The sequence below is a fragment of the Arthrobacter sp. CC3 genome (assembly GCF_039907775.1).
GTDB lineage: Bacteria > Actinomycetota > Actinomycetes > Actinomycetales > Micrococcaceae > Arthrobacter.
On record NZ_JARCCY010000045.1, the window covers coordinates 1 to 20,947 of the forward strand.

General features: G+C 67.0%; 18 protein-coding genes and 1 tRNA gene. 8 read left to right on the forward strand and 11 right to left on the reverse strand.

Translation table 11 applies throughout. The annotated features are described in order from the left end of the window. Positions 1-357 precede the first annotated feature (357 nt). The 4 genes from PV761_RS20180 (at position 358) to PV761_RS20195 (ending at position 3,018) form a co-directional block, all read left to right on the forward strand. Positions 358-561 carry a dodecin family protein gene (locus PV761_RS20180; protein ID WP_028271070.1) on the forward strand — a complete coding sequence of 68 codons (204 nt, stop codon included), beginning with the start codon at positions 358-360 and terminating at the stop codon, positions 559-561. Between the two features lie 57 nt (positions 562-618). After that, positions 619-1,146: a histidine phosphatase family protein gene (locus tag PV761_RS20185; protein ID WP_028271069.1), complete on the forward strand. Its 528-nt coding sequence runs from the start codon at positions 619-621 to the stop codon at positions 1,144-1,146. Positions 1,147-1,242: 96 nt separating this feature from the next. Next, positions 1,243-1,953, forward strand: coding sequence for a hypothetical protein (locus PV761_RS20190; protein WP_347899428.1), 711 nt, complete (start codon positions 1,243-1,245; stop codon positions 1,951-1,953). 45 nt (positions 1,954-1,998) lie between these two features. Then, positions 1,999-3,018, forward strand: a complete 1,020-nt coding sequence (locus PV761_RS20195; RefSeq protein WP_347899429.1) for an EamA family transporter — start codon at positions 1,999-2,001, stop codon at positions 3,016-3,018. Here PV761_RS20195 and PV761_RS20200 read toward each other — a convergent pair. From PV761_RS20200 to PV761_RS20220, 5 genes are all read right to left on the reverse strand, one after another. Further along, on the reverse strand, positions 2,901-3,512 hold the full coding sequence (locus tag PV761_RS20200; protein ID WP_347899430.1) for a hypothetical protein: 612 nt from the start codon (positions 3,510-3,512) through the stop codon (positions 2,901-2,903). The two genes, PV761_RS20195 and PV761_RS20200, sit on opposite strands and share 118 nt — an antisense overlap. Before the next feature lie 24 nt (positions 3,513-3,536). Next, positions 3,537-4,154: a TetR/AcrR family transcriptional regulator gene (locus PV761_RS20205; RefSeq protein WP_028271067.1), complete on the reverse strand. Its 618-nt coding sequence runs from the start codon at positions 4,152-4,154 to the stop codon at positions 3,537-3,539. Further along, positions 4,151-6,187 (reverse strand): YhgE/Pip family protein, encoded by a 2,037-nt coding sequence (locus tag PV761_RS20210; protein ID WP_347899431.1) that lies wholly within the window; start codon positions 6,185-6,187, stop codon positions 4,151-4,153. Before PV761_RS20210 ends, PV761_RS20205 begins: the two co-directional genes overlap by 4 nt. Next, positions 6,184-6,852 carry an ABC transporter ATP-binding protein gene (locus PV761_RS20215; RefSeq protein WP_347899432.1) on the reverse strand — a complete coding sequence of 223 codons (669 nt, stop codon included), beginning with the start codon at positions 6,850-6,852 and terminating at the stop codon, positions 6,184-6,186. Before PV761_RS20215 ends, PV761_RS20210 begins: the two co-directional genes overlap by 4 nt. Before the next feature lie 87 nt (positions 6,853-6,939). Then, the gene (locus PV761_RS20220; RefSeq protein WP_347899433.1) at positions 6,940-8,415 is read right to left on the reverse strand and encodes an NAD(P)/FAD-dependent oxidoreductase; all 1,476 of its coding nucleotides are present in this window, start codon (positions 8,413-8,415) and stop codon (positions 6,940-6,942) included. Between the two features lie 172 nt (positions 8,416-8,587). Here PV761_RS20220 and PV761_RS20225 point away from each other — a divergent pair, with 172 nt between their 5' ends. Next, positions 8,588-9,316 (forward strand): FCD domain-containing protein, encoded by a 729-nt coding sequence (locus PV761_RS20225; protein WP_347899434.1) that lies wholly within the window; start codon positions 8,588-8,590, stop codon positions 9,314-9,316. Positions 9,317-9,410: 94 nt separating this feature from the next. Here PV761_RS20225 and PV761_RS20230 read toward each other — a convergent pair. Further along, positions 9,411-9,484 (reverse strand) — tRNA-Arg (locus PV761_RS20230). Positions 9,485-9,762: 278 nt separating this feature from the next. Between PV761_RS20230 and PV761_RS20235 the strand changes: the two genes are divergently transcribed. Next, the gene (locus PV761_RS20235) at positions 9,763-11,598 is read left to right on the forward strand and encodes a phosphoenolpyruvate carboxykinase (GTP) (RefSeq protein ID WP_347899435.1); all 1,836 of its coding nucleotides are present in this window, start codon (positions 9,763-9,765) and stop codon (positions 11,596-11,598) included. Positions 11,599-11,684: 86 nt separating this feature from the next. Here PV761_RS20235 and PV761_RS20240 read toward each other — a convergent pair whose 3' ends face one another. From PV761_RS20240 to PV761_RS20255, 4 genes are all read right to left on the reverse strand, one after another. Continuing rightward, entirely contained in the window at positions 11,685-12,845 is a 1,161-nt protein-coding gene (locus tag PV761_RS20240; RefSeq protein WP_347899436.1) for a globin domain-containing protein, read from the reverse strand. A 123-nt stretch (positions 12,846-12,968) separates the two neighbouring features. Then, entirely contained in the window at positions 12,969-13,418 is a 450-nt protein-coding gene (locus PV761_RS20245) for an Rrf2 family transcriptional regulator (RefSeq protein WP_347899437.1), read from the reverse strand. Positions 13,419-13,438: 20 nt separating this feature from the next. After that, positions 13,439-13,909, reverse strand: coding sequence for a hypothetical protein (locus PV761_RS20250; protein ID WP_347899438.1), 471 nt, complete (start codon positions 13,907-13,909; stop codon positions 13,439-13,441). Positions 13,910-13,918: 9 nt separating this feature from the next. Then, a complete protein-coding gene (locus PV761_RS20255) occupies positions 13,919-15,337 on the reverse strand; it encodes a phosphomannomutase/phosphoglucomutase (RefSeq protein WP_028271058.1) in 1,419 nt (472 codons plus the stop codon). 124 nt (positions 15,338-15,461) lie between these two features. On the opposite strand from PV761_RS20255, the gene PV761_RS20260 reads away from it, so the two are divergent. Both PV761_RS20260 and PV761_RS20265 read left to right on the forward strand, forming a co-directional pair. Continuing rightward, positions 15,462-17,651, forward strand: coding sequence for a RecQ family ATP-dependent DNA helicase (locus PV761_RS20260; RefSeq protein WP_347899439.1), 2,190 nt, complete (start codon positions 15,462-15,464; stop codon positions 17,649-17,651). A gap of 93 nt (positions 17,652-17,744) precedes the next feature. Then, on the forward strand, positions 17,745-19,190 hold the full coding sequence (locus tag PV761_RS20265; protein WP_347899440.1) for an MFS transporter: 1,446 nt from the start codon (positions 17,745-17,747) through the stop codon (positions 19,188-19,190). Here the strand turns inward: PV761_RS20265 and PV761_RS20270 are convergent. Continuing rightward, positions 19,187-20,878, reverse strand: a complete 1,692-nt coding sequence (locus PV761_RS20270; protein ID WP_347899441.1) for an NAD(P)/FAD-dependent oxidoreductase — start codon at positions 20,876-20,878, stop codon at positions 19,187-19,189. The two genes, PV761_RS20265 and PV761_RS20270, sit on opposite strands and share 4 nt — an antisense overlap. Positions 20,879-20,947: the final 69 nt, after the last annotated feature.

Below are 20,947 nucleotides of genomic sequence, written 5' to 3' on the forward strand. Positions count from 1 at the left end.
CCTGGACCAAGACAGCAGAACAGATCCTCGAATCCATCGGCCGACTTCTGAACCGAATTTCAGGCGCGGGACACTAGTCTTCAATCCTGCGCAAAGCGTCCGTTCCCTTGACTGGGGACGGGCGCTTTCGCTTTCGCGGCACGATCCCTCGGCGCCTGCACTCGTTCCTCACGCAACAACGGCGCTTTCGGGATGTGCCGCTACGCTGCAGCGCCCTCACTTGGCTGGACGGCTCTTTGCGCGTTCGGACCTCTGTGTATGTGCCTCCGCGGCTTAGTTCATATGGCCCAATGGCCCTGTTGGCCTGGGGTCCGGCGGCGTAGGCTCTGATCGTTTATCCGACTATCAGGAGGAACTATGTCTGTAGCACGCATTACCACCCTGAGCGCAAATTCCAAGACGTCGTTTGATGCCGCCATCAAGGAGGGCATCGAACGCGCCAACAAGACACTTCGGGGTGTCACGGGGGCGTGGGTCAAGGAGCAGAAAGTCGAAATCGCTGACGGCGCCGTCGTCGCCTGGCACGTCGTGCTGGAAGTGACCTTCGTCCTGGACGACTAAACCCTGTGCAGGGCGGCCGTGCCCTGCGGGGCAGGGCCGCCGCACTAGGATTGATGCATGAGCGAGCATCACATCAGGCGTTTGATCCTCATGCGGCACTCCAAGGCAGACTGGCCCGGAGGCGTGCCGGACCACGAGCGTCCGCTGGAAGAGCGCGGACACCGTGAAGCTCCGCTGGCCGGCAAATGGCTGCGCAAGCACGGAGTGATTCCCGATTTCATCCTCTGCTCCAGCGCGCTCCGGACCCGGCAGACGTGCACGTGGGTGTGCGCTGAACTGGGGGACCAAGCCCCGACGCCGAAACTCGAGGACGGCCTCTACGGCGCCTCCGCGTTGCGCATGCTGAAGGTCATCAACCATGTCCCGGACACCGTGACCACGCTGATGGTGATCTCCCACATGCCCGGCGTCCAGGACCTTGCCATGCACCTGGCGTCCCGCGATTCCAACCACGACGCCTACATGGACGCCGCCACCCGGTTTCCCACCAGCGGACTGACCGTGCTGGAAACGGAAAAAACCTGGGCTGAACTGGACGGCCAGGACGCCCGGCTTACGCGGTTCAAGGTGCCCCGGGCGCATTAGGAAAACCCTGCCCGCTGGCGTGCGGTTCATGGCCAGTGCGGGGTTTGTGATGTTTACTGGAGATATTCATCAGTGCCCGGTTAAGAGGAGAACAACGTGGACTCAGGACAGCTTGTGGGGATCATTATCGGTGTCGTGGTGGTGGCTGCGATCATTGCCGCGGTGCTGTTCTTCAACCGGAAGCGCAAGCTGGAGGCGGACCGGAACCGGGCCGCGGAGATCCGTGAAAAAGCCATGGCCGACGAGCTTGGAGCGCGGGAACGCGAGGCCAAAGCAGCACGTGCCGAAGCCGACGCCAAGCAGGCCGAAGTCGAGGCAGAGCGCCTGCGCCGCGACGCCCGCGAGAAGCAAGCAGAAGCCGAACGTGTGCGGGCCTCGTCGCAGGAGCAGCTGCGTAAAGCCGACGAGGTTGATCCGGACGTAGTCACCGCTGAGCGGCCTGATGCCGACCGCCATGACGCGGACCGGCACGAAGCCGACCGGCACGACACCGACCGGCACGTTGAGACCACTCCTGCCGAGCCGCAGACGCGCGCCGAAGCCGGAACCCGCGGGCGCGGAGACGCCGTCCCCGCCGCCCCGGGCACACCTGAACCGCGCACCACTGAACCGCGCACCACTGAACCGCGCACCACCGAGCCGCGCACCACCGAGCCGGGCACACCTGAGTCGGGAACACCTCGCCAGGGTGAGGATGCCGACCGTGATGCGACGGAGCGCGATGTTGCCGACCGCGACGCGGTCCGTGACGACGTGCCTGACCGCCGTGGGGACGGGACTCCCGGAGAGCGGCCCCGGAATCTCTGAGAACGAGCCCGGTGACACGGACTTCCTGAACCCGCAGCCCGCAGAGTGAACCTTCGACATTCCGCACTGGCGGTCCTTGTGGCCGTCCTGTGGGGCGCCAATTTCGTTGCGATCGACCTCGGCCTGCACGCAGACGGCATGGAAGTGCCGCCCCTGCTTTTTGTAGCCATGCGCTTCATCCTGGTTGTCTTCCCCTGGATCTTCTTCATCCGCAGGCCCGCTGTCAGTTGGCGGGCCATCCTCGGCGTCGGCCTCTTCATGAGTGCCGGACAATTCGGACTCCTCTACCTGGCCATGGCGCTGGGCATGCCTGCAGGGCTGGCCTCCCTGGTACTGCAGGCGCAGGTGTTGCTTACCGTTCTGCTGGCTGCCGGAATCCTGGGGGAACGTCCCAGCGGCAGGCAGTTCACCGGCGTCGTCCTCGGGGTGGCCGGCCTCGCGGTGGTGGCAGTGGGCCGCAGCATGGTGGCCCCTGTCCTTCCCCTGATCATTGTCCTGGCGGCGGCGCTGTCCTGGGCGGCCGGCAACATCATTGCCCGGCAGGCCAGGGCATCCTCCGGCCTGGGGCTCGTTGTATGGTCCGGTGCGGTGGTTCCGCTGCCCCTGATCGGCCTCTCACTGCTGATCGACGGCCCGGCCGCCGTGGGCGGGACCTTGGCCGGCCTGCAAGTGGTCACCATCCTGAGCGCCATCTACACGGCAGTCCTTGGGTCCCTGGTGGGTTACGGAATTTGGAACTGGCTCCTGGGCATGTATCCGTCGTCGGCGGTGGTTCCCTTCACCCTGCTTGTCCCGGTGGTGGGAATGACGACGGCGTGGCTGGTCCTGGGCGAGGTCCCTTCACCGGCCGAGGTGGCTGGCGGACTCCTCCTGTTGGCCGGGGTTGCTATCGCCGTACTCCGGCCGGGCCGGAACGGGGCCACCTCGGGCCAGCGACGATGGCATGCTCAACGCCGTGATGCGGCCTTTGCCGGGGATTTAGGCGACTTGGCCGCCGCCGACGGCGCCCGCTTGGCCGCCGGAGCGCGGACGGCACCTGACCGGGACGCGGGGACGCGCCCGTAAGTGGTGCCCGCGGCCGGACGGGCCGCTGGCCGCCGGGCAGCGGTTGCGGGCTTGCGCCGGACCGGCTGCGTGCGCCTGGACTGATCGCGGCCGGACCGGAGCCGCTTGCCGGCTGGCCACACAGCGCCGGCGAAGAGCACCAGGAGCGTTCCGACGCCGGAAACAGCGGCGAGGTAGAAGTAGATGTCGGAGTCCTGGGTGGTGACAGCCGCTCCCAGCGAGTCCGGCTCGGCCGTGAACGCCAGTCCCCACATGCGGAGGAAGGCGATGGCGAACCCGATGAACAGGCTGGTCCCGACGCCTCCCGCCAGGAGGGCCAGGTTGCGTCCCCGGGCCACCACCTGGATGACCGAGGCAAGGTATCCCACCGCCACGGCCCCGAGGAACGTGTACAGCACGGCCTCTTCAAGCGTGATCGCGGAGAGCACCAGGAGGACCGCAGCGGCGAAAGCCGCAACGATGGCTGTCCTTCCGCTGTTACCCATGTGGCGCATGTGACTAATCTTCCCCGATGCGGGCTACTTCCGGACGTAGCCACGCATGATTGCCATAATGGCCGCAACACTTTGTTCGCGGGTGCGTTCGGGGTTGTAGGTCTGGCGGTCCAGGCCCACCACGAAGCAGGCGCCGAAGATGGCCGTTTCCAGGCTGCCCCGAGAGATGGATTCATCCACGGGGTACTGCGCCGCGACGCGCTCGATGGCGGCGCCGATCACTTCGAGGAGGCGGCCGCGGAGCTCGGCAAAGGTGTCCTGCCATTCGCTGGGAATCCGCCAGTTCTCACTGACCCAAAGCCGGGCAAAGGACGGGTACTCGGCCATGAAGTCCATGGCCTGGCCGATCATTCCGTCCATGGCCGCCAACGGATCGGCAGAGGAGTCCTGCACGCTCAGCAGCCGGGCATGCAGGATGTCCACGCCGTGGCGCAGCAGCTGGGCGATCAGATCGGACTTGCTGCCGAAGTTGTAGTACACGGTGCCTTTGGAGACGCCTGCTGCCGCCGCGATCTCGTCCACGGTGACCCCGGCCGCGCCACGCTCTCCGATCAGCTCCATGGAGGCATCGAACAACTTCTGCTTGGTGGCATTCGTACGGGCCGGCCGGAGCTTCTTTTCGCCGGCTTCCTGCATGCTCATACGGCGATCTCCGGTTTCAGGGACTTCAAGGTCCAGAACTTGTGCTTGTGGACGGCCAGCGTTGACAGCGCGGCCCCCAGCACAGTGTAGCCAAACAGGCCCGCCACGGTTGGCAGGATCATGGACAGGTCCGCGCCGTAGATCAGGTGCCGCATGCCGGTCACCACGTAGCCCATGGGGAGGATCTCATGCACCACGTGCAGGGGCGGGGGAGTGGTCTGCCAGGGGAAGGTGCCGCCGGATGACACCAGCTGGAGCACCAGCAGGATCAGCACCACCAGCTTCCCCGGGGACCCAAGCAGTGCGACGACGCCCTGGATGATGGCACTGAACGCCATCGCGGCCGCCAGCATGAACAGCCACATCAGCACCGGGTGGGCGGGGTTGAGGCCCAGCGCCACGTCCACCACCAGGGTAAGCAGGCTCGCCTGGACGACCGAGACGGCGAGGAACGGCAGCCAGCCGCCCAGGGCGATCTTCCATGACGGCGCGTTGGACGCCAGCGCCCGCTGCGTAATGGGCCGCATGGCCTGGATCAGCATGAAGATGCCGATCCAGAGGGCAAGGGTAAGGAAGAAGGGCGCCAGGCCTGCCCCGTAGGACCCGGCTTTCGCCTGCGAGATATTGCTGACGGCCACTGGATCAGCCATCACCTTGGACAGGCTGCTCTTCTGCGCGTCATCGGGGTTGGGCACCTGGCCGGCCCCCTTGGCCAGTTCCGAGGCCAGGGTGCCTGCCCCGCTGGCGGCCGTGGCGGCGCCGTCCTCAAGCTGTGCCGCACCGCCGTCGAGCGCGCCGGCACCTTCGGCGAGCTTCGCGGTGCCGTCAACGGCACTTTGTTCGCCGGCCGCCAAGGCAGAAGTCCCGGTATGGAGCTGGTCCGCGCCGGCGGACGCCTGGGCGATGGCGCCCGTCAGGGCGGGCGTGGCCGCTGCCAGTTTGGCGGCACCGGCACTGACGGCGGCGGAGCCGTCCGCGAGCTGCTGGATCTGCGCGGCGTCGGACTGGATCTTCGCCTTGGTGTCAGCCACCGGCCCGGAGGCTGCTGCCGCGTCGAAGTCCGCGAGAATGCTGTCCGCCTGCGCCTGGGTGATGATTCCGGCGGCCAGCAGCCTGCCGTTTGACTCCACCACACGGTTCCGCAGCCCCTGGTCCGCGGCGTTCAATTGACCGACGACGTCCTGCACCTTGGTGTTCAACGTGGCGTTTCCGGCTGCGACCTGCGCGGCACCGTCGGCCAGCTTTTGTGAGTCTGCGGGGAGCGAGGCTGTCTTATCCTTCAGCTGCCCGAGTCCGTCGCTGAGCCGGGCCGCGCCGGCGTCCAGCTGGGTGGCGCCGTCGCGCAGCTTAACCTGTCCGGCATAGAGCTCACCGACGCCGGCGCTCAACTGCGAGGTGCCGTCATGCAGGGTGACCGTGCCGTCGTGGAGCCTGGTCACGCCGTCAGAAAGCTGGCCGGCGCCGTCGGCGGCTTTGACCATCTGGGTGTGGATGGTGCCGAAGCCGGTGAGCAGCTGGTTGGCGGTTTCCTCGCCCACTTCCTTGGCCACGCTTGAGTGGACGGCCGTGGTCAGCTTGTCCACGATGGTGCTCAGGAGGTAGTTGTTGGCGTCGTTGGTGGTCACGTTGAGCATGGCCTGGTTGGCGGCGTCAAAGCTGCCGGGGGAAACGAGGTTGGCGGAGAAATCCTTTGGAATCTTGAGGGCGAAGGCATACTTGCCGCTGCTGACGCCCTGGTCAGCCTGCTCGGCGGAATCCACGGACTGCCAGTTGAACACGTGCCCGTCCACCAGGCTGTCCGCCACGGTCCGGCCAGCCTGCAGCTGCGTCCCGTCGCTGGAGGTGGCGCCGGTGTCTTCCACTACCAGGGCCGCATCGATTTGGTCCAGGTTGCTGTACGGATCCCAGTTGGCATACAGATACACCGCGCCGTACAGGAGCGGAACCATGGTCAGGGCAAGGACGGTCAGCTTGGGCAGCAGCCCGCCGGTCATGCGCTTGAGTTCGGAGCGGGCCAGCCGCAGCACAGTCACTTTGCGTCCTCTGTTTCGTTTTCGGGGCTGGAGTCTTTGTCCGGCACAGCGTTGCCGATCACCGCGCCGGGGCCCGTCCAGGTCTCCGGGAGGGCAGCCACGGTGGCGACGACGGCGAGCGGCCGGCCGCCGTCGTACGCCAGCTCCCGGAGCCGCGGCAGCCAGTCCGCGGGATCCGCGCTATGGCGGTCGGGGGAGTCCACCACCAGAAGGTCCGTGTGCGGGTTGGCGAGCGCGAGGGCGGTGAGCAGTTCGATGCGCTTGGCCGGGGCCAGCTGTTCCGTCCAGAGACCGGCGATGTCCTCGAACCGGTTGACCTTGAGCCACGGTTTGCTGAGGAGTGCGCCGCGATAGCGCCGCGGGATCAGCGCAAGGTCTTCCGTGACGAGATCCCGCACGCTCAGGTGCTGTTCCGGTTCGTTGACGCCCGGCGCGTCCACGAGCGAGCTGGCCGCCCGGAGGTGCTTCGTCTTCGCCCGGCCGTCCCACAGGAGCTCGCCGGAGGAGAGTTTCATCCGCCCGCTCAGGACGAGCGCCAGTGCGGTCCTCTGGTCCTGGCGCGTGCCGGAAACCAGGAGCAGTTCGCCGCGCCGAGCCTGGAGCGACGTGGGAGGGAGCAGATCGTCCCGCCGGCCGTTCACGTGAAGCTGTCGAACCGAGAGCATGGAAGCCTTTCGCAGTGGGTGTCTGCTACAAGGCTAACTAAACTGACTGGTCAGTTCAAATAGATTGGGCGAGGTGTGACCAAACAGTCAGAGTCCGTACTCCTCCAGCAGGCGCAGCCACACTTCGCTGACCGTGGGATAGGACGGCACGGCGTGCCACAGCCGGTCCAGCGGCACCTCGCCCACCACCGCGATGGTGGCGGCGTGCAGGAGTTCCGCCACGTCCGGGCCGGCGAAGGTAGCGCCGAGGAGCACCTTCCGGTCCTCGTCCACCACCAGCTGGGCCCAGCCCGCGTAGTGTTCCGAATGCAGCGAAGACCCCGCGACGCTGATGGGAAGCTCCACTGAGGAGACCCGGTAGCCGTCCTTCTGTGCCTGCTCCGCGGACCGGCCCACGCTGGCCAGCTCAGGGTCGGTGAACACGACGTTGGGCACGGCATGCTCGTTGGCGGTCTGCGCGAAGCGGCTCCACGGCTCCGGCGCCCCCTTCAGCTCGCCTTTGGCCCGCGCCGCGATGGCATCTCCCGTAGCCCGCGCCGAATATTTGCCCTGGTGCGTCAGCATCACCCGGCCGGCCGCGTCTCCCACGGCGTAGAGCCAGCCGCCGTCGCCGTCGCCGTCGGTGCCGGCGCCTTCGTCGATCCCCGCCACCAGGCCCGTGGTGTCCGTACGGAGCGGCGGCACTTTGCCGTCGGTGGAACCAAGCCCCACTGTTTCCAGCCCCAGCCCGTCCAGCGCAGGGTGGCGGCCGGTGGCAACGAGGAGGCGTTCAGCCGTGATGCTGTCGCCGTCGGCCAGGTCAACGGTGAAGGAGCCGCCTCCGCCCTTGCTGACCCGCTCCGTGCCGGTGTTGAGGCGGACGTCCACGCCGTCGGCCCGCAAACCGGCCAGCACCAGGTCTGCGGCATCCTTGGGATACATGCTGAGCAGCCCGCCGCGCGCCACGAGCGTCACAGCGCAGCCCAGCCGGGCGAAAGCCTGCGCCAGCTCCGTCCCGGCCACCCCGCCGCCGAGGACCACCAGGCTGCGCGGAATGCTGCGTGCGGACGTGGCCTCGCGGGTGGTCCAATATCCAAGCCCTGCCAGACCGGCAACCGGCGGCGCCGTGGGGGCAGAACCAGTGCAGAGCACGACGGCGTGCCTCGCCGCGAGCTGGTAGCTGACACCGTCGCGCCCGGCTACTTCGACGGCTCGCGGACCGGTAAGGCGGCCGCGGCCCCTGATCAGTTCGATCCCGGTGTCCTCGAGCCATTTGACCTGGCCGCCATCCTGCCAGTTCGACGTGAAATAGTCGCGGCGCTTGAGGACGGCGGAGGCGTCCAGGGTGCGCGTGACGGCCTCCCCGGCACCGGGCACTGTCTGTGCGCCATGGAGGGCCGTCCCAGGGCGCAGCAGCGCCTTGGACGGCATGCAGGCCCAGTAGGAGCATTCGCCGCCCACCAGCTCCGCCTCGATGATGACCGCGGTCAGGCTGCCCTGGACCACGCGGTCCGCGACGTTTTCCCCCACGGCTCCGGCGCCGATCACAATGACATCGAATTCTCGTTCAACTCTGGCCGTCATGGCACCAGACTACGCCCGGCGAAGGCCCCGATCCGCGGGACGAATCGCAGGGGATGCGCGCGGGGAACCGGGACCGTGTTTAGCGCGGGAACTTAACAGAAGGTGGGACATCCAATATTGTTTTCTGTGACCCACTCAGCACAGTGGTTCAGGACACTCGGTTAGGGGAACCATGACTACATCAGGCGTCGCTTCGAAGGCGCGCTTCAGCGCCCAGGCCCGGCTCCGCGCTCTGCAGGCGGACATCATGGACCTCATCCTGGAGCGCGAGCTTGAGGCGGGTGACCCGCTTCCCACCGAAAACGAACTGGCCCTCGCGCTGGGCGTGGGCCGCAATACCCTTCGTGAATCCCTCAAGGTCCTGCAGGCGCTCGGCGTCGTCGAGATCCGCCACGGATTCGGCATGTTCGTGGCGCCCAGCAACTTTGATGCGCTGGCGGACGGCATGACATTCCGTGGCAGGCTGTCGCTGCGGCATAAGGGCGATGAGGCGCTGGAGCTGGTGGATGTCCGTCAGGCGCTGGAATCAGGCCTGATCGGCAGCGCGATGGACAAGATGACCGCCGGCCAGCTCGCAGCGGTTGAGGAGTCCGTGACCCGGATGGAGGAACTCGCCGCCGCCGGGGAGCCGTTTGTGGAGGCTGACGCGGAATTTCACCGGCGCTTGTTCGAGCCGCTCAACAACGCGCTGCTGATCAGCCTGCTGGCCGTCTTCTGGAAGGTGTACCGGCAGATCCATCTGGAGGTCGGCGCCGGTGCCGAGGACCTCGGTGAGATGGCGGCAGTGCACCGCCGCATCTACGAGGCCGTGGCAGGCGGGGACAAGGCGCTGGCCGCTGAACGGCTTGCCCACCATTTCGACGGCATCCGCCACCGCATCTACGAGGTCATAGAGAAGTAGGCAGCCGGAGGGCGCCGCACCGGTCCGTAGCTGAAACAAACGGAAACAAAAAAAGATCCGCACCGGCGAACCGGTGCGGATCTTTCTTCTTCTGTGCGCCCAAAGGGATTCGAACCCCTGACCTTCTGTTCCGTAGACAGACGCTCTATCCAGCTGAGCTATGGGCGCATTCTCGGCTCCGGGAGTTTTTCGTTCACCCCCGAACCTCGAATTACTTTACGCGAGTTCCGGTGGAGTTCCAAATCGAAACGCGTGTAATCTGCACGACTAGACCGGTCTATGTGACCTTACTCACAAAAAGGGGTGAATTGCTAGATCTGTTTCCTTGATTTTCCGCGGTTTTTGCTTTTTTGCCGCCCGGACATCCCATGTCTGACTCAAAATATGCAGTGGTCTAGAGCCCTAGCATTTAGGACACACCACTGAACCCGAGGAAGGGAACCGCAATGGGCGATCTCGCACGACTGCCGCTGCTTGAGAAAGCACCCACCACACATGCTGGCCTGCTGGCATGGGTCGAAGAGGTTGCAGAACTTACCCAGCCCGACCGGATCCACTGGGTTGACGGAACGGAAGAAGAGAACACCCGGCTGACGGATGAACTCGTGGCGGCGGGAACGCTGACCAGGCTGAACCAGGAGCTGTTCCCGAACTCCTTCGCTGCGTTCTCCGATCCTGCGGACGTGGCACGCGTTGAAGAGCAGACGTTCATCTGCTCCGAGAACAAGCGTGACGCCGGCTTCACCAATAACTGGATGGCACCGGCCGAAATGAAGCAGAAGCTTCGCGGCCTGTTCGCAGGCTGCATGCGCGGCCGCACCATGTACGTCATCCCCTTCGTGATGGGCCACCTGGATGCCGAAGATCCCAAGTTCGGCGTGGAGATCACGGACAGCGCCTACGTTGTCGCCTCCATGCGCATCATGGCCAACATCGGCACTGAGGTGCTGGACAAGATCACGGCGACGAACGCGTTCTTCGTTCCCGCCCTGCACTCCCTGGGCGCCCCGCTGGCCCCCGGCCAGGCCGACGTCGCGTGGCCCTGCAACCCGGACAAGTGGATCGTGCACTTCCCTGAGGAGCGTTCCATCTGGTCCTTCGGCTCTGGCTACGGCGGCAACGCCCTGCTGGGCAAGAAGTGCTACGCCCTGCGCATCGCCTCCGTGATGGCCCGGGACGAGGGCTGGCTCGCGGAACACATGCTCATCCTCAAGCTCACCTCGCCGGAGAAGAAGTCGTACTACATGTCCGCGGCCTTCCCCTCGGCCTGCGGCAAGACCAACCTCGCCCTGCTCGATCCGACCATCGAGGGCTGGGAAGTCGAAACCCTTGGCGACGACATCACCTGGATGCGGATCGGCAAGGAAGGCGAACTGCGCGCCACCAACCCGGAGGCGGGCCTGTTCGGCGTAGCCCCGGGCACCGGCTGGGGCACCAACCCCAACGCCATGCGCGCCATCGCCAAGGGCCACAGCATCTTCACCAACGTTGCCCTCACGGACGACGGCGGTGTGTGGTGGGAGGGTATGACCGACGACGTTCCGTCGCACCTGACCGACTGGCAGGGCAACTCCTGGACTCCGGATTCGGACAAGCCGGCCGCCCACCCGAACTCCCGCTTCTGCACGCCGATCTCGCAGATCGACATGCTGGCCGAGGAGTACTTCAGCCCCGAGGGTGTTGAGCTCTCCGCCATCCTCTTCGGCGGCCGCCGCAAGACCACTGTGCCCCTGGTGACCCAGGCGCGCAGCTGGACCAACGGCATCTTCATGGGTTCCACGCTCTCCTCGGAGACCACGGCCGCCGCTGCCGGACAGGTCGGAGTGCTCCGCCGCGACCCCATGGCCATGCTGCCGTTCATCGGCTACGACGCAGGCGATTACCTGAAGCACTGGATCAGCGTCTCAGGCAAGGCCAACCCGGAGCGCCTGCCGCACATCTTCCTGGTCAACTGGTTCCGCCGCACCGCCGACGGCGGATTCGCCTGGCCCGGATTCGGCGACAACGCCCGTGTCCTCAAGTGGGCCATCGAGCGTCTGGAAGGCAAGGCGGACGCCATTGAGACCCCGATCGGCTTTGTGCCGACCGGCGACTCGCTGGACCTCACCGGCCTGGACCTGACCCACGCCCACGTTGAAGACGCCGTCCGCGTCGACCGCGAGGAGTGGGACGCCGAGCTGGCCTCCATCGAAGAGTGGTACGCGAAGTTCGGCGACTCCCTGCCCGAGGCCCTGCGCTCCGAGCTGGAAGGCCTGAAGGAACGCATGGCGGACCACAGCTAATCAGCTGGGGACAAACAGAGACAACGACGGCGGCGCCGCACCTTTTCCGAAAAGGTGCGGCGCCGCCGTCGTTCCCGCCTCTGACTCTAGGAAGCGAGCCAGATGTCCGGGCCGAAGACTTCGTAGTGGATCTTCGTCGCGGGGATGCCGGCGTTGATGGCCTCGTTGCGGATGTGCTTCATGAACGGGAGGGGGCCGCAGAGGTACAGCGAGGCATTGGCGGGCAGGTCCACTTCGCGCAGCGACATAAAGCCGGCGTTCGCACCCGCCTGCGGCTCTTCCAGCCAGAGCTGGAGGTCGGCACCCTCGAGGCGCTCGACGTCGTCCGTCATCTGCCCGCGCAGGGCCCAGCTTTCCAGCGTGCTTTCCGCGTGGAGCACCAGCACCCGGCGGTCGGAACCGGCCTCAGCCAGCGACCGCAGGATGGACGCCGTGGGCGTGCAGCCGATACCGGCCGAAGCCAGGACCACGGGGCCGTCGCCCTCCTTGAGCGTGATCTCGCCGTACGGGTTGGAGATCTCCAGGATGTCGCCGACCTCGACGCCGTTGTGCAGCACGGGGGAGACCTCGCCGCCGTCGTCGAGCTTGGTGGTGAAGGTGCGGCTGGTGCCGGCGTCGTCGGAGAGGGAGTACTGGCGGACCTGGCGCAGGCCGTCCGGGAGCTGGACCTTGACGCTGACGTACTGGCCGGGAAGGGCGGGCGTGATCGGGGTGTCGTCGGCCGGTTCCAGGGTGAAGGTCATGGCGCCGGTGCCGGCGGGCGTCTTCGCGGCAACGCGCCACGGGGTCCACATCTTGTCGTTGGCCTGGACGGCGTAGAGGCCCTTTTCGATCTTGATGAGGGCGTCGGCCATGAGCCAGTAGACCTCGGTCCAGGCCTCGGCGATTTCCGGGGTGATGACCTCGGCGAGGTCCTCCGCGATGGCGGCGAAGAGGTGCTCGTAGACAACCTGGTACTGGGGTTCGGTGATGCCCAGGGAGGCGTGCTTGTGGGCGATCCGGGAAAGCACGGTTTCCGGGAGGGTTCCGGGGTTGTTCACCAGGTGCGTGGCGAAAGCGGCGATGCTTCCGGCCAGGGCCTGCTGCTGGTTGCCCGACCGCTGGTTGGAACGGCTGAACAGTCCGTCCAGCAGTTCCGGGTGCGCGCCGAAGAGCCGTGCGTAGAACTTGGGGGTGATGTCGCCGATCCGGGATCCGACCAGCGGCAGGGTGGCCTCAATGACAGGGCGGGATTTGTCCGAGAGCATGTGTACTCCTGAGGTAAGGGCCCGGGTCTTTGTCCGGACCGCGATCAATACATGTATTTGAAATACGAGTATTTATACCTAAGTTCTACACGTCGTAGAAAAGAATTCAAAATCGGCGGGGAATCAGAGCCCGGGGCGGAGCCCGATCGCCTGGAAAACCGGCGCCATCTGGCGCGTACCGGGGAGGGTGGACACTACGATGTCGTCGAGTTCGCGGTAGAAAGCCTCGCGTGCCCGGGCCAGGGCGCCGCGAAGCTTGCATTCGTTGATCAGCGGGCAGTCGCCATTCACGGAATGGCAGTCGGCCGGATCGGCCCGGGTATTCAACTGCCGCAGGAGCTGCCCGACGGTGGCCCGCCGTCCGGCGTCATTCAGCCGCGACCCGCCGTTACGTCCCCGTTCGACGTCGATCATGCCAAGTTCGCGGAGCTTCGCCATGGCCTTGCTGACATGGTTGTAGGGCGTTCCCACGGCATCGGCGATGCTCTGCGTGGTCAGCAAGGTGCCCTGCGGGGCCGCCGAGAGCACCATCATGGCGCGCAGGCTTACGTCCGCGAACGCATTGATCTTCATGTCAGCAACCCACTGGAGGTCTAGTCCACCCAGATCGCGGGTTCGCTGGAATCAGCTGCAAGCTGTCCGAACTCCCATTCGTGTGACTCGGCGTTGGGCTCGTAGGGCAGCACCGCGGCGAAAACAGATCCGTCGCGGTGCTCGGCCGCCAGGTGGATGGCGTCCGTCGCTTCTTCCAGCAGGGTGATGTCACAGACCACCGCCGCTGCCCGGAAGTCGTCCCGGTTCTGCCGGAGCAGTTCCGTGAGGTCGCTGATCATCGTATCGGCGTCGAAGTCGCCCTCGGCGCCGTCCTCAGCGTCAGCCGGAGTGACGGCGACCAGGCGGACCTCGCCGTCGTTCTCCACCACCAGGGCGAACGGCAGGAAACCGCCGTTGCGCCCCAGCTGCTCCTGGGCAGCGCCGACGCCGGTGCCCAGCAGGTTTTCCAGGTCGGTGGCCGTAGCTTCTGGCACCGAGTCCCGCCAGGACGTTCCGGAACGTTCAGTCATGCGGGCGGCCTAGCCGTTGACCAGGGCAAGCACGCGGTCGCGGATGCGTTCCATGGTGGGCCGGTCCGTGGCCTCGGCGTTAAGGCGAAGGAACGGTTCGGTGTTGGAAGGGCGCAGGTTGAACCACCAGCTGCCGTCGCGGGCCGTGAAGGTGCTGCCGTCCAGCATGTCGACGTCGACGTCTTCACCGGCAAAATCGGCGCGGACCCGCTCGACGGCGCCGGCTTTGTCTTCGATTTCGGAGTTGATTTCGCCGGAGGAGATGTAGGGCTCGTACTCGTGGCCGAGTTCGGACAGCGGGCGGTCCTGCTCACCGAGGGCGGCCAGGACGTGCATCGCGGCGAGCATGCCGGTGTCCGCGTTCCAGAAATCGCGGAAGTAGAAGTGCGCGGAGTGCTCGCCGCCGAAGACGGCGCCTTCCTCTGCCATGACTGCCTTGATGAACGAGTGGCCCACGCGCGTGCGGACGGCGCGGCCGCCGTCGTGCGCCACGAGTTCCGGCACCGCCTTGGAGGTCAGCAGGTTGTGGATGATGGTGGGCGTTTCCTCGCCCTGGGCCTTGGCGCGGGCGATCTCGCGGCGGGCCACCATGCCGGTGATGGCCGACGGCGACACGGGGTTGCCCTTCTCGTCGATGACGAAGCAGCGGTCGGCGTCGCCGTCGAAGGCCAGCCCGATGTCCGCACCGTGTTCGACGACGGCGGCCTGCAGGTCCAGCAGGTTTTCCGGCTCGAGCGGGTTGGCCGGGTGGTTCGGGAAGGACCCGTCCAGTTCGAAGTAGAGGGGAATGATGTCGAACGGCAGCTTGGGCAGCAGGGCGTCGCCGAGGACCGCAGGGGTGGTCAGGCCGGCCATGCCGTTACCGGCGTCGACTACCACCTTCAACGGGCGGGATCCCTTGAGGTCCACCAGCTTGCGGAGGTATTCGGAGTAATCCTTCAGGACATCGTGAACCCCGATGAGGCCGCGCTTGCCTGCGGCCGGGATGGAGCCGGCGTGGAGGTAGTCCTCCGCGCGGGCCTGGATTTCCTTCAGGCCGGATTCCGACGAAATGGGCTGGGCGCCGGCCTTGGACATCTTGATGCCGTTGTATTCGGCGGGGTTGTGGCTGGCGGTGAACGTTGCCCCGGCGGCATTGAGCGCACCGCAGGCGTAGTAGAGCTCGTCGGTGGAGATGAGGTCCAGCAGCTGGACGTTGGCTCCGCGGGTGGCCGCACCGTTGGCGAATGCCTTGCTGAACTCGGGGGAGGAGGGGCGCATGTCGCCGCCCACCAGGACCGTCTGGCCCTCGAGCTTCAGGACATCCACGAATGCGGCGCCTACGGCTTCGACGATTTCGGCGGTGATTGACTCGCCCACAATGCCGCGCACGTCGTAGGCCTTGAACGATGCCGAAAGGTCAAAAGTCTTTGTCTGGTCGCTAGTCACGCGTTCCATCTTACGGTGAAGCGCAAAATGGCTGTGGAGGAGTAGTTGCATTACGCGGGCGCGCCGTCCACATGGCCCGGTACCCGGCTTCGCGGCTGTCGGAGGGGGCTGGGATACTGAATCAATGGCCAATAACCAGAATGCTGCTGTCCTTTCCGCTTCCGCCGATCTCCCCGCGGGTGGACAGGGGACCCATGCCCAGGCCCTGGAAGTTCTTCGCGGCCTCGTAGGACATCCCGAGGCCAGCTTCCATGACGGCCAGTTTGAGGCGATTGAAGCACTGGTCGACGGCGGGCGCCGCGCCCTTGTGGTGCAGCGCACCGGCTGGGGAAAATCGGCCGTCTATTTTGTGGCATCGCTGCTGCTCCGGCGCCGCGGGGCCGGTCCCACGCTGATCGTTTCGCCGCTGCTGGCCCTGATGCGGGACCAGGTGGCGGCAGCTGCCCGGGCAGGAGTCCGTGCAGTTGCCATCAACTCCGCCAACCAGCTCGAATGGGATACCGTCCGCGAGCAGCTGGCCGCGGACCAAGTGGACGTGCTGCTCGTATCCCCTGAGCGGCTCACCAACCCGTCGTTCCGGGAGAACCAGCTGCCCGAACTGATCCGCCGCACCGGGCTCCTGGTGATTGACGAAGCACACTGCATCTCCGACTGGGGCCATGACTTCCGTCCCGACTACCGGCGCATCGCGGACCTCATCACGCAGTTGCCGGACACCGTCCCCGTGCTGGCCACCACAGCCACCGCCAACTCCCGGGTGGTCCATGACATCGAAGAGCAGCTGGGCGACGGCGTGCTGACCATCCGCGGCGCCCTGGGCCGTGAATCTCTCCGGCTCGGCGTGCTGCAGCTGGCGGATTCCCGCGACCGCCTGGGCTGGCTGCTGACCCATCTGGCGGACCTGCCCGGCAGCGGCATCATTTATACCCTGACGGTCTCCGCGGCGGAGGACACCGCCCGGCTGCTCGCCGAAGCCGGCCATGAGGTCCTCGCCTACACCGGCCGCACCGATCCCGCGGACCGCGAACGGGCGGAACAGCTCCTCAAGGACAACCAGGTCAAGGCGCTGGTGGCCACGTCGGCCCTGGGCATGGGATTCGACAAACCGGACCTGGGCTTCGTGGTGCACCTTGGCGCCCCGTCGTCTCCGGTGGCCTACTACCAGCAGGTAGGCCGCGCGGGGCGTGGCGCGGCCAACGCCGACGTCCTGCTGCTGCCCGGCTCCGAGGACCGTGACATCTGGCAGTACTTCGCCACCGCATCCATGCCGTCGGAGGAAAAGGCCGCGGCCGTCCTGACCGCGCTGGCCGAGGCCGGTTCGGCTGTGTCCACGGTGGCCCTCGAAGCGCGCGTGGACCTGCGGCGCACACCGCTGGAACTGCTGCTCAAGGTCCTGTCCGTGGACGGGGCCGTGGAGCGGGTGGGCGGCGGCTGGCGTTCCACCGGCCAGCCCTGGAGCTACGACGCCGACCGGTACACCCGCATCGCCGAGGCCCGTGTGGACGAGCAGGACTCCATGGTGATCTACCAGGACACCGCCGGCTGCCGGATGGAATACATCACCTCCGTCCTGGACGATGAAACAGCCCGTGCGTGCGGCCGCTGTGACAACTGCGCCGGACGCTGGTTCCCGTCCGACATCGCATCCGCGGCCACAGAAGCGGCCGGCCAGACGCTCAGCCGTGCCGGCATGGCACTGGAACCGCGGCTGCAGTGGCCCAGCGGCATGGACCGGCTCGGGGTCACCGTCAAGGGCAAGATCAAACCGGAGGAGAGCCTCGCCGAGGGCCGCGTGCTGGCCCGCCTGACCGACCTCGGCTGGGGCGGCGCCCTGCGGGAGATCTTTGCCTCCGGCGCGGGGGACCGCGAGGTGGACCCCGCCATGCTGCAGGCCTGCGTGCAGGTGCTCCGCGAATGGGGCGCCGGGAACGGACGCAGCCCCGGCTGGAGCGGCGTCGGACGCCCGGCAGCCATCGTCAGCATTCCGTCGCGCAGCAAGCCGGCCCTGGTCGATTCGCTGGCGCGCGGAATTTCCGGTATCGGCCGCATACCCTACCTGGGCCAGCTGCAGCTGGAACACGGCGGGCCCACCGGCGGACGCGGGGGCAACAGCGCCTACCGGCTGGCCGGAGTCTGGGACCGGCTCGTTGTGGGACCGGAGCTGGAGGCCGCCATGGCCGGCATCCAGGGTCAGAGCATCATGTTGGTGGATGACCTTACTGACAGCCGCTGGACGGTCACGGTTGCAGGCCGGGCACTGCGCCGCGCCGGTGCCGGTGCCGTCCTTCCCCTCGTGCTGGGACAGGCCGGGTAGGCCCCCTCCGGCGGTCCGCGTAAGGGGCGGACTTATTCTGGCACCGTGCCTGGCACGCCTATAGGATCGGCGAATGAGTCCAGGCCAGGAGCCATGAGCGAATCCCAGAGCAGCGCCGCGTCGGCTGTCCGCCAGGAGTGGCAGCCGCGGCTGGCCCTGCTGGTTGCAGCCACGTTCTTCATGGAGTTCCTGGACGGCACCGTGCTGACCACGGCCATCCCCAGCATCGCGGCAGACTTCGCCGTGGCTCCGGCCGACGTCAACATCACCATGACGGCCTACCTGATGACCGTGGCCATGGGCATTCCGGTCAGCGGCTGGCTGGCCGAGCGCGTGGGTGCCCGCCGTGTTTTCTGTGCCGCCATTGCGGTGTTCACCGTCGCCTCGTTCCTGTGCGCGGTGAGCCAGGACCTCACCATGCTCACCGTCAGCCGTGTCCTGCAGGGTGCAGCCGGGGCCATGATGGTGCCGGTGGGCACGCTCGTGGTGCTGCGCAGGACACCCAAGGAGGACCTTCTCCGGGCCACCGCCTACCTTGTGTGGCCCGGGCTGCTGGCGCCGGTCCTGGCGCCGCTGGTGGGCGGGGCGCTAACCACCTTCCTGTCCTGGCACTGGATCTTCCTGATTAACATCCCGCTGGGCCTTGCCGCGTTTATTGCGGCCCTTCGCCTGGTTCCGCAGGGAGCCGGGGACCAGTCCCGCCGCCTTGACTGGGTGGGGCTGCTGCTGACGACGGGCGGTGTCGGGGCCCTGGTGGTGGGGCTCGAACTGGCCACGGCGCACCCCTCCGGACCGTTCGGGGCGATCAGCGTGGCCGCGGGCCTGGTGTTTATCGCCGGGGCAGTCCTGTGGTTGCGGCGCACCACCAATCCGCTGTTCCAGCTGAATGTTTTCGGCACCCGGACGTTCCGCGCAACGTCCACCGGCGGGTTCATTTACCGCCTGACCATCAGCGCGGTTCCGTTCCTGCTGCCGCTGATGTTCCAGGACGGCTTCGGCTGGGATCCGCTGCACGCCGGCGTTATGGTGGCGGCGGTGTTCATCGGCAACATCGGCATCAAACCCGCAACCACGCCGCTGATCCGCAGGTTCGGTTTCAAGCCCGTCCTCGTCTTCGCATCCCTTGCCTCGGCCCTCACTTTTGGCCTGTGCGCGCTGCTGGACGCCGGAACCCCGGAGCCGCTGATCTTCGCCCTGCTGGTCTGCAGCGGCGCGTTCCGCTCCATCGGATTCTCGGCCTACGCCTCCATCCAGTACGCCGACATCATTCGCGGACAGCTGCCGTCGGCCAACGCCATTTCGGCCACGCTGGTCCAACTGGCGGCCGGTGCGGGCATCGCCGTCGGAGCCTTGTTCCTCCGGCTCTTCGCCGCCCCCGGCGCCTTCGGAGCGGACCCCGTTGCGCCGTACCGCGGCGCGTTCCTGGCCATCGCGGTGCTGATGCTGCTGAGCACCGCGGACAGCCTGGCCCTCCACCGCCAGGCCGGAGCGGACGTCAGCCGCGGGCGTTCAGGCGCACCCAAGCCAGCGAATCCCTAGGACGTCAAACCCTCGGACGCCAGCGCCAGGGATTCCAGCACGGCCATGGCTGCATTGTGGCCGCCGATGGCGCTCACCGCCCCGCCGCGCCGGGCCCCGGAGCCGCACAGCAGGATGCGGGGATCGTCGGTGGACACGCCCCAGCGCCGGGCGGGAGTGTCCCGCGGGGCGTCGTCCTCCATGAACGGCCAGTCGAGTCCGCCGTGGAAGATGTTGCCGCGCGGCATGCCCACGGCGCGCTGGATATCCAGCGTGGTCCTGGTTTCGATGCACGGCGTTCCGTCGGCGCCGGTCAGCAGCAGATCCTCGATCGGTTCCGCCAGCACAGAGTTGAGGGATTTTACGACGGCGGCCTGCAGCGCCGTCCGCATCGCCTCGTTGTTCTCCGCAGTGACCAGCCTGTCCGGCACGTGGAGTCCGAAGACCGTCAGGGTGTGGGCGCCGGAGGCCTGCAGCTCCATGGAGAGGATGCTGGGATCGGTCAACGAATGGCAGTAGATTTCGCAGGGCAGCGGGTCCGGGACCGTTCCCTGTTCGGCGGCCCGGTAGGCGTCGTCCAGTTGGGTCCAGGTTTCGTTGATGTGGAAGGTGCCGCCGAAGGCCGCCTCCGGGCTGATGCTGCGGTCCAGCAGCTGAGGCAGGCGCTTCAGCAGGAGGTTTACCTTGACTTGTGAACCCTCGCGGAGGTGGTTGGGGTTCACAGGTGCCGCCGCGGCGGCACCGGCACCCGCACCCGCACCGGCACCGGGGCCCGCACCCGCGGCGGCACCGGGGCCCGGCATCGGCTCGGGCGAGCGCAGCCGGTCCAGCACCACGGGAGCCACGTTGGAGAGCACCCAATCGGCGGAGGCAGAGCGTTCCTGGCCGTCGTGGAGGTAATGAACTGTGCCTCCGGGCCGGACGCGGGTGACCTCGGCGGCGGTCAGGATGGTGGCGCCGGCCTCGCGGGCGGCTCGCTCCAGTTCGCCGGAGACAGTCCCCATGCCGCCTATGGGCACATCCCAGTCTCCGGTTCCGCCGCCCAGGAGGTGGTACAGGAAGCAGATGTTCTGCTGCAGGTCCGGGCTGTCTGCCCTGGCAAACGTACCGATCAGCGCATCCGTCAGCACCACGCCGCGCACCAGGTCACTTTGCAGGCCGCGGGTGATGGCTTCGCCGATGGGCCGCTCGATGACCGACTCCCACACATCATCGGCACCGGCGGCTTCAGCGAGTTGCCGGGCCTCGGAGCGGGTGGGCAGGGGCGACGTCATGGTGGGCCACAGCGCCCCGGTGAGCTTCCGGCACTCCGCATAGAAGCGATCAAAGGCCGCGGCTTCGGCAGCCGGGGCACCCACTGAAGCGAAGGACGCCGCCGTGGCCGCCGCATCCCCGTTGTCGATCAGGAGGCCGCGGCCGGGGCTGCCCGGGTCCGGCGTGTAGGACGAGTAGCGGCGCCGCGCCAGCCTGATGCGCAGTCCCAGGTCTTCAATGATTTCCTGCGGCAGCAGGCTCACCAGGTACGAATACCGCGAAAGGCGGGCGTCGACGCCGTCGAACGCCCGGGCGGAGACGGCCGCTCCGCCGGCGTGGTCCAGTTTCTCCAGCAGCAGGACGTCCTGTCCGGCCTTGGCCAGATAGGCGGCAGCCGCCAAGCCGTTGTGTCCGCCACCGATAATGACCACGTCGTGATTGCTGTTCTCCGCCATGGGCCCATCCTGCCACCCCGGCCGGCGCGCAGCCGGACACGCAACCCGCCGTAGAAACGCAAAAGGCCC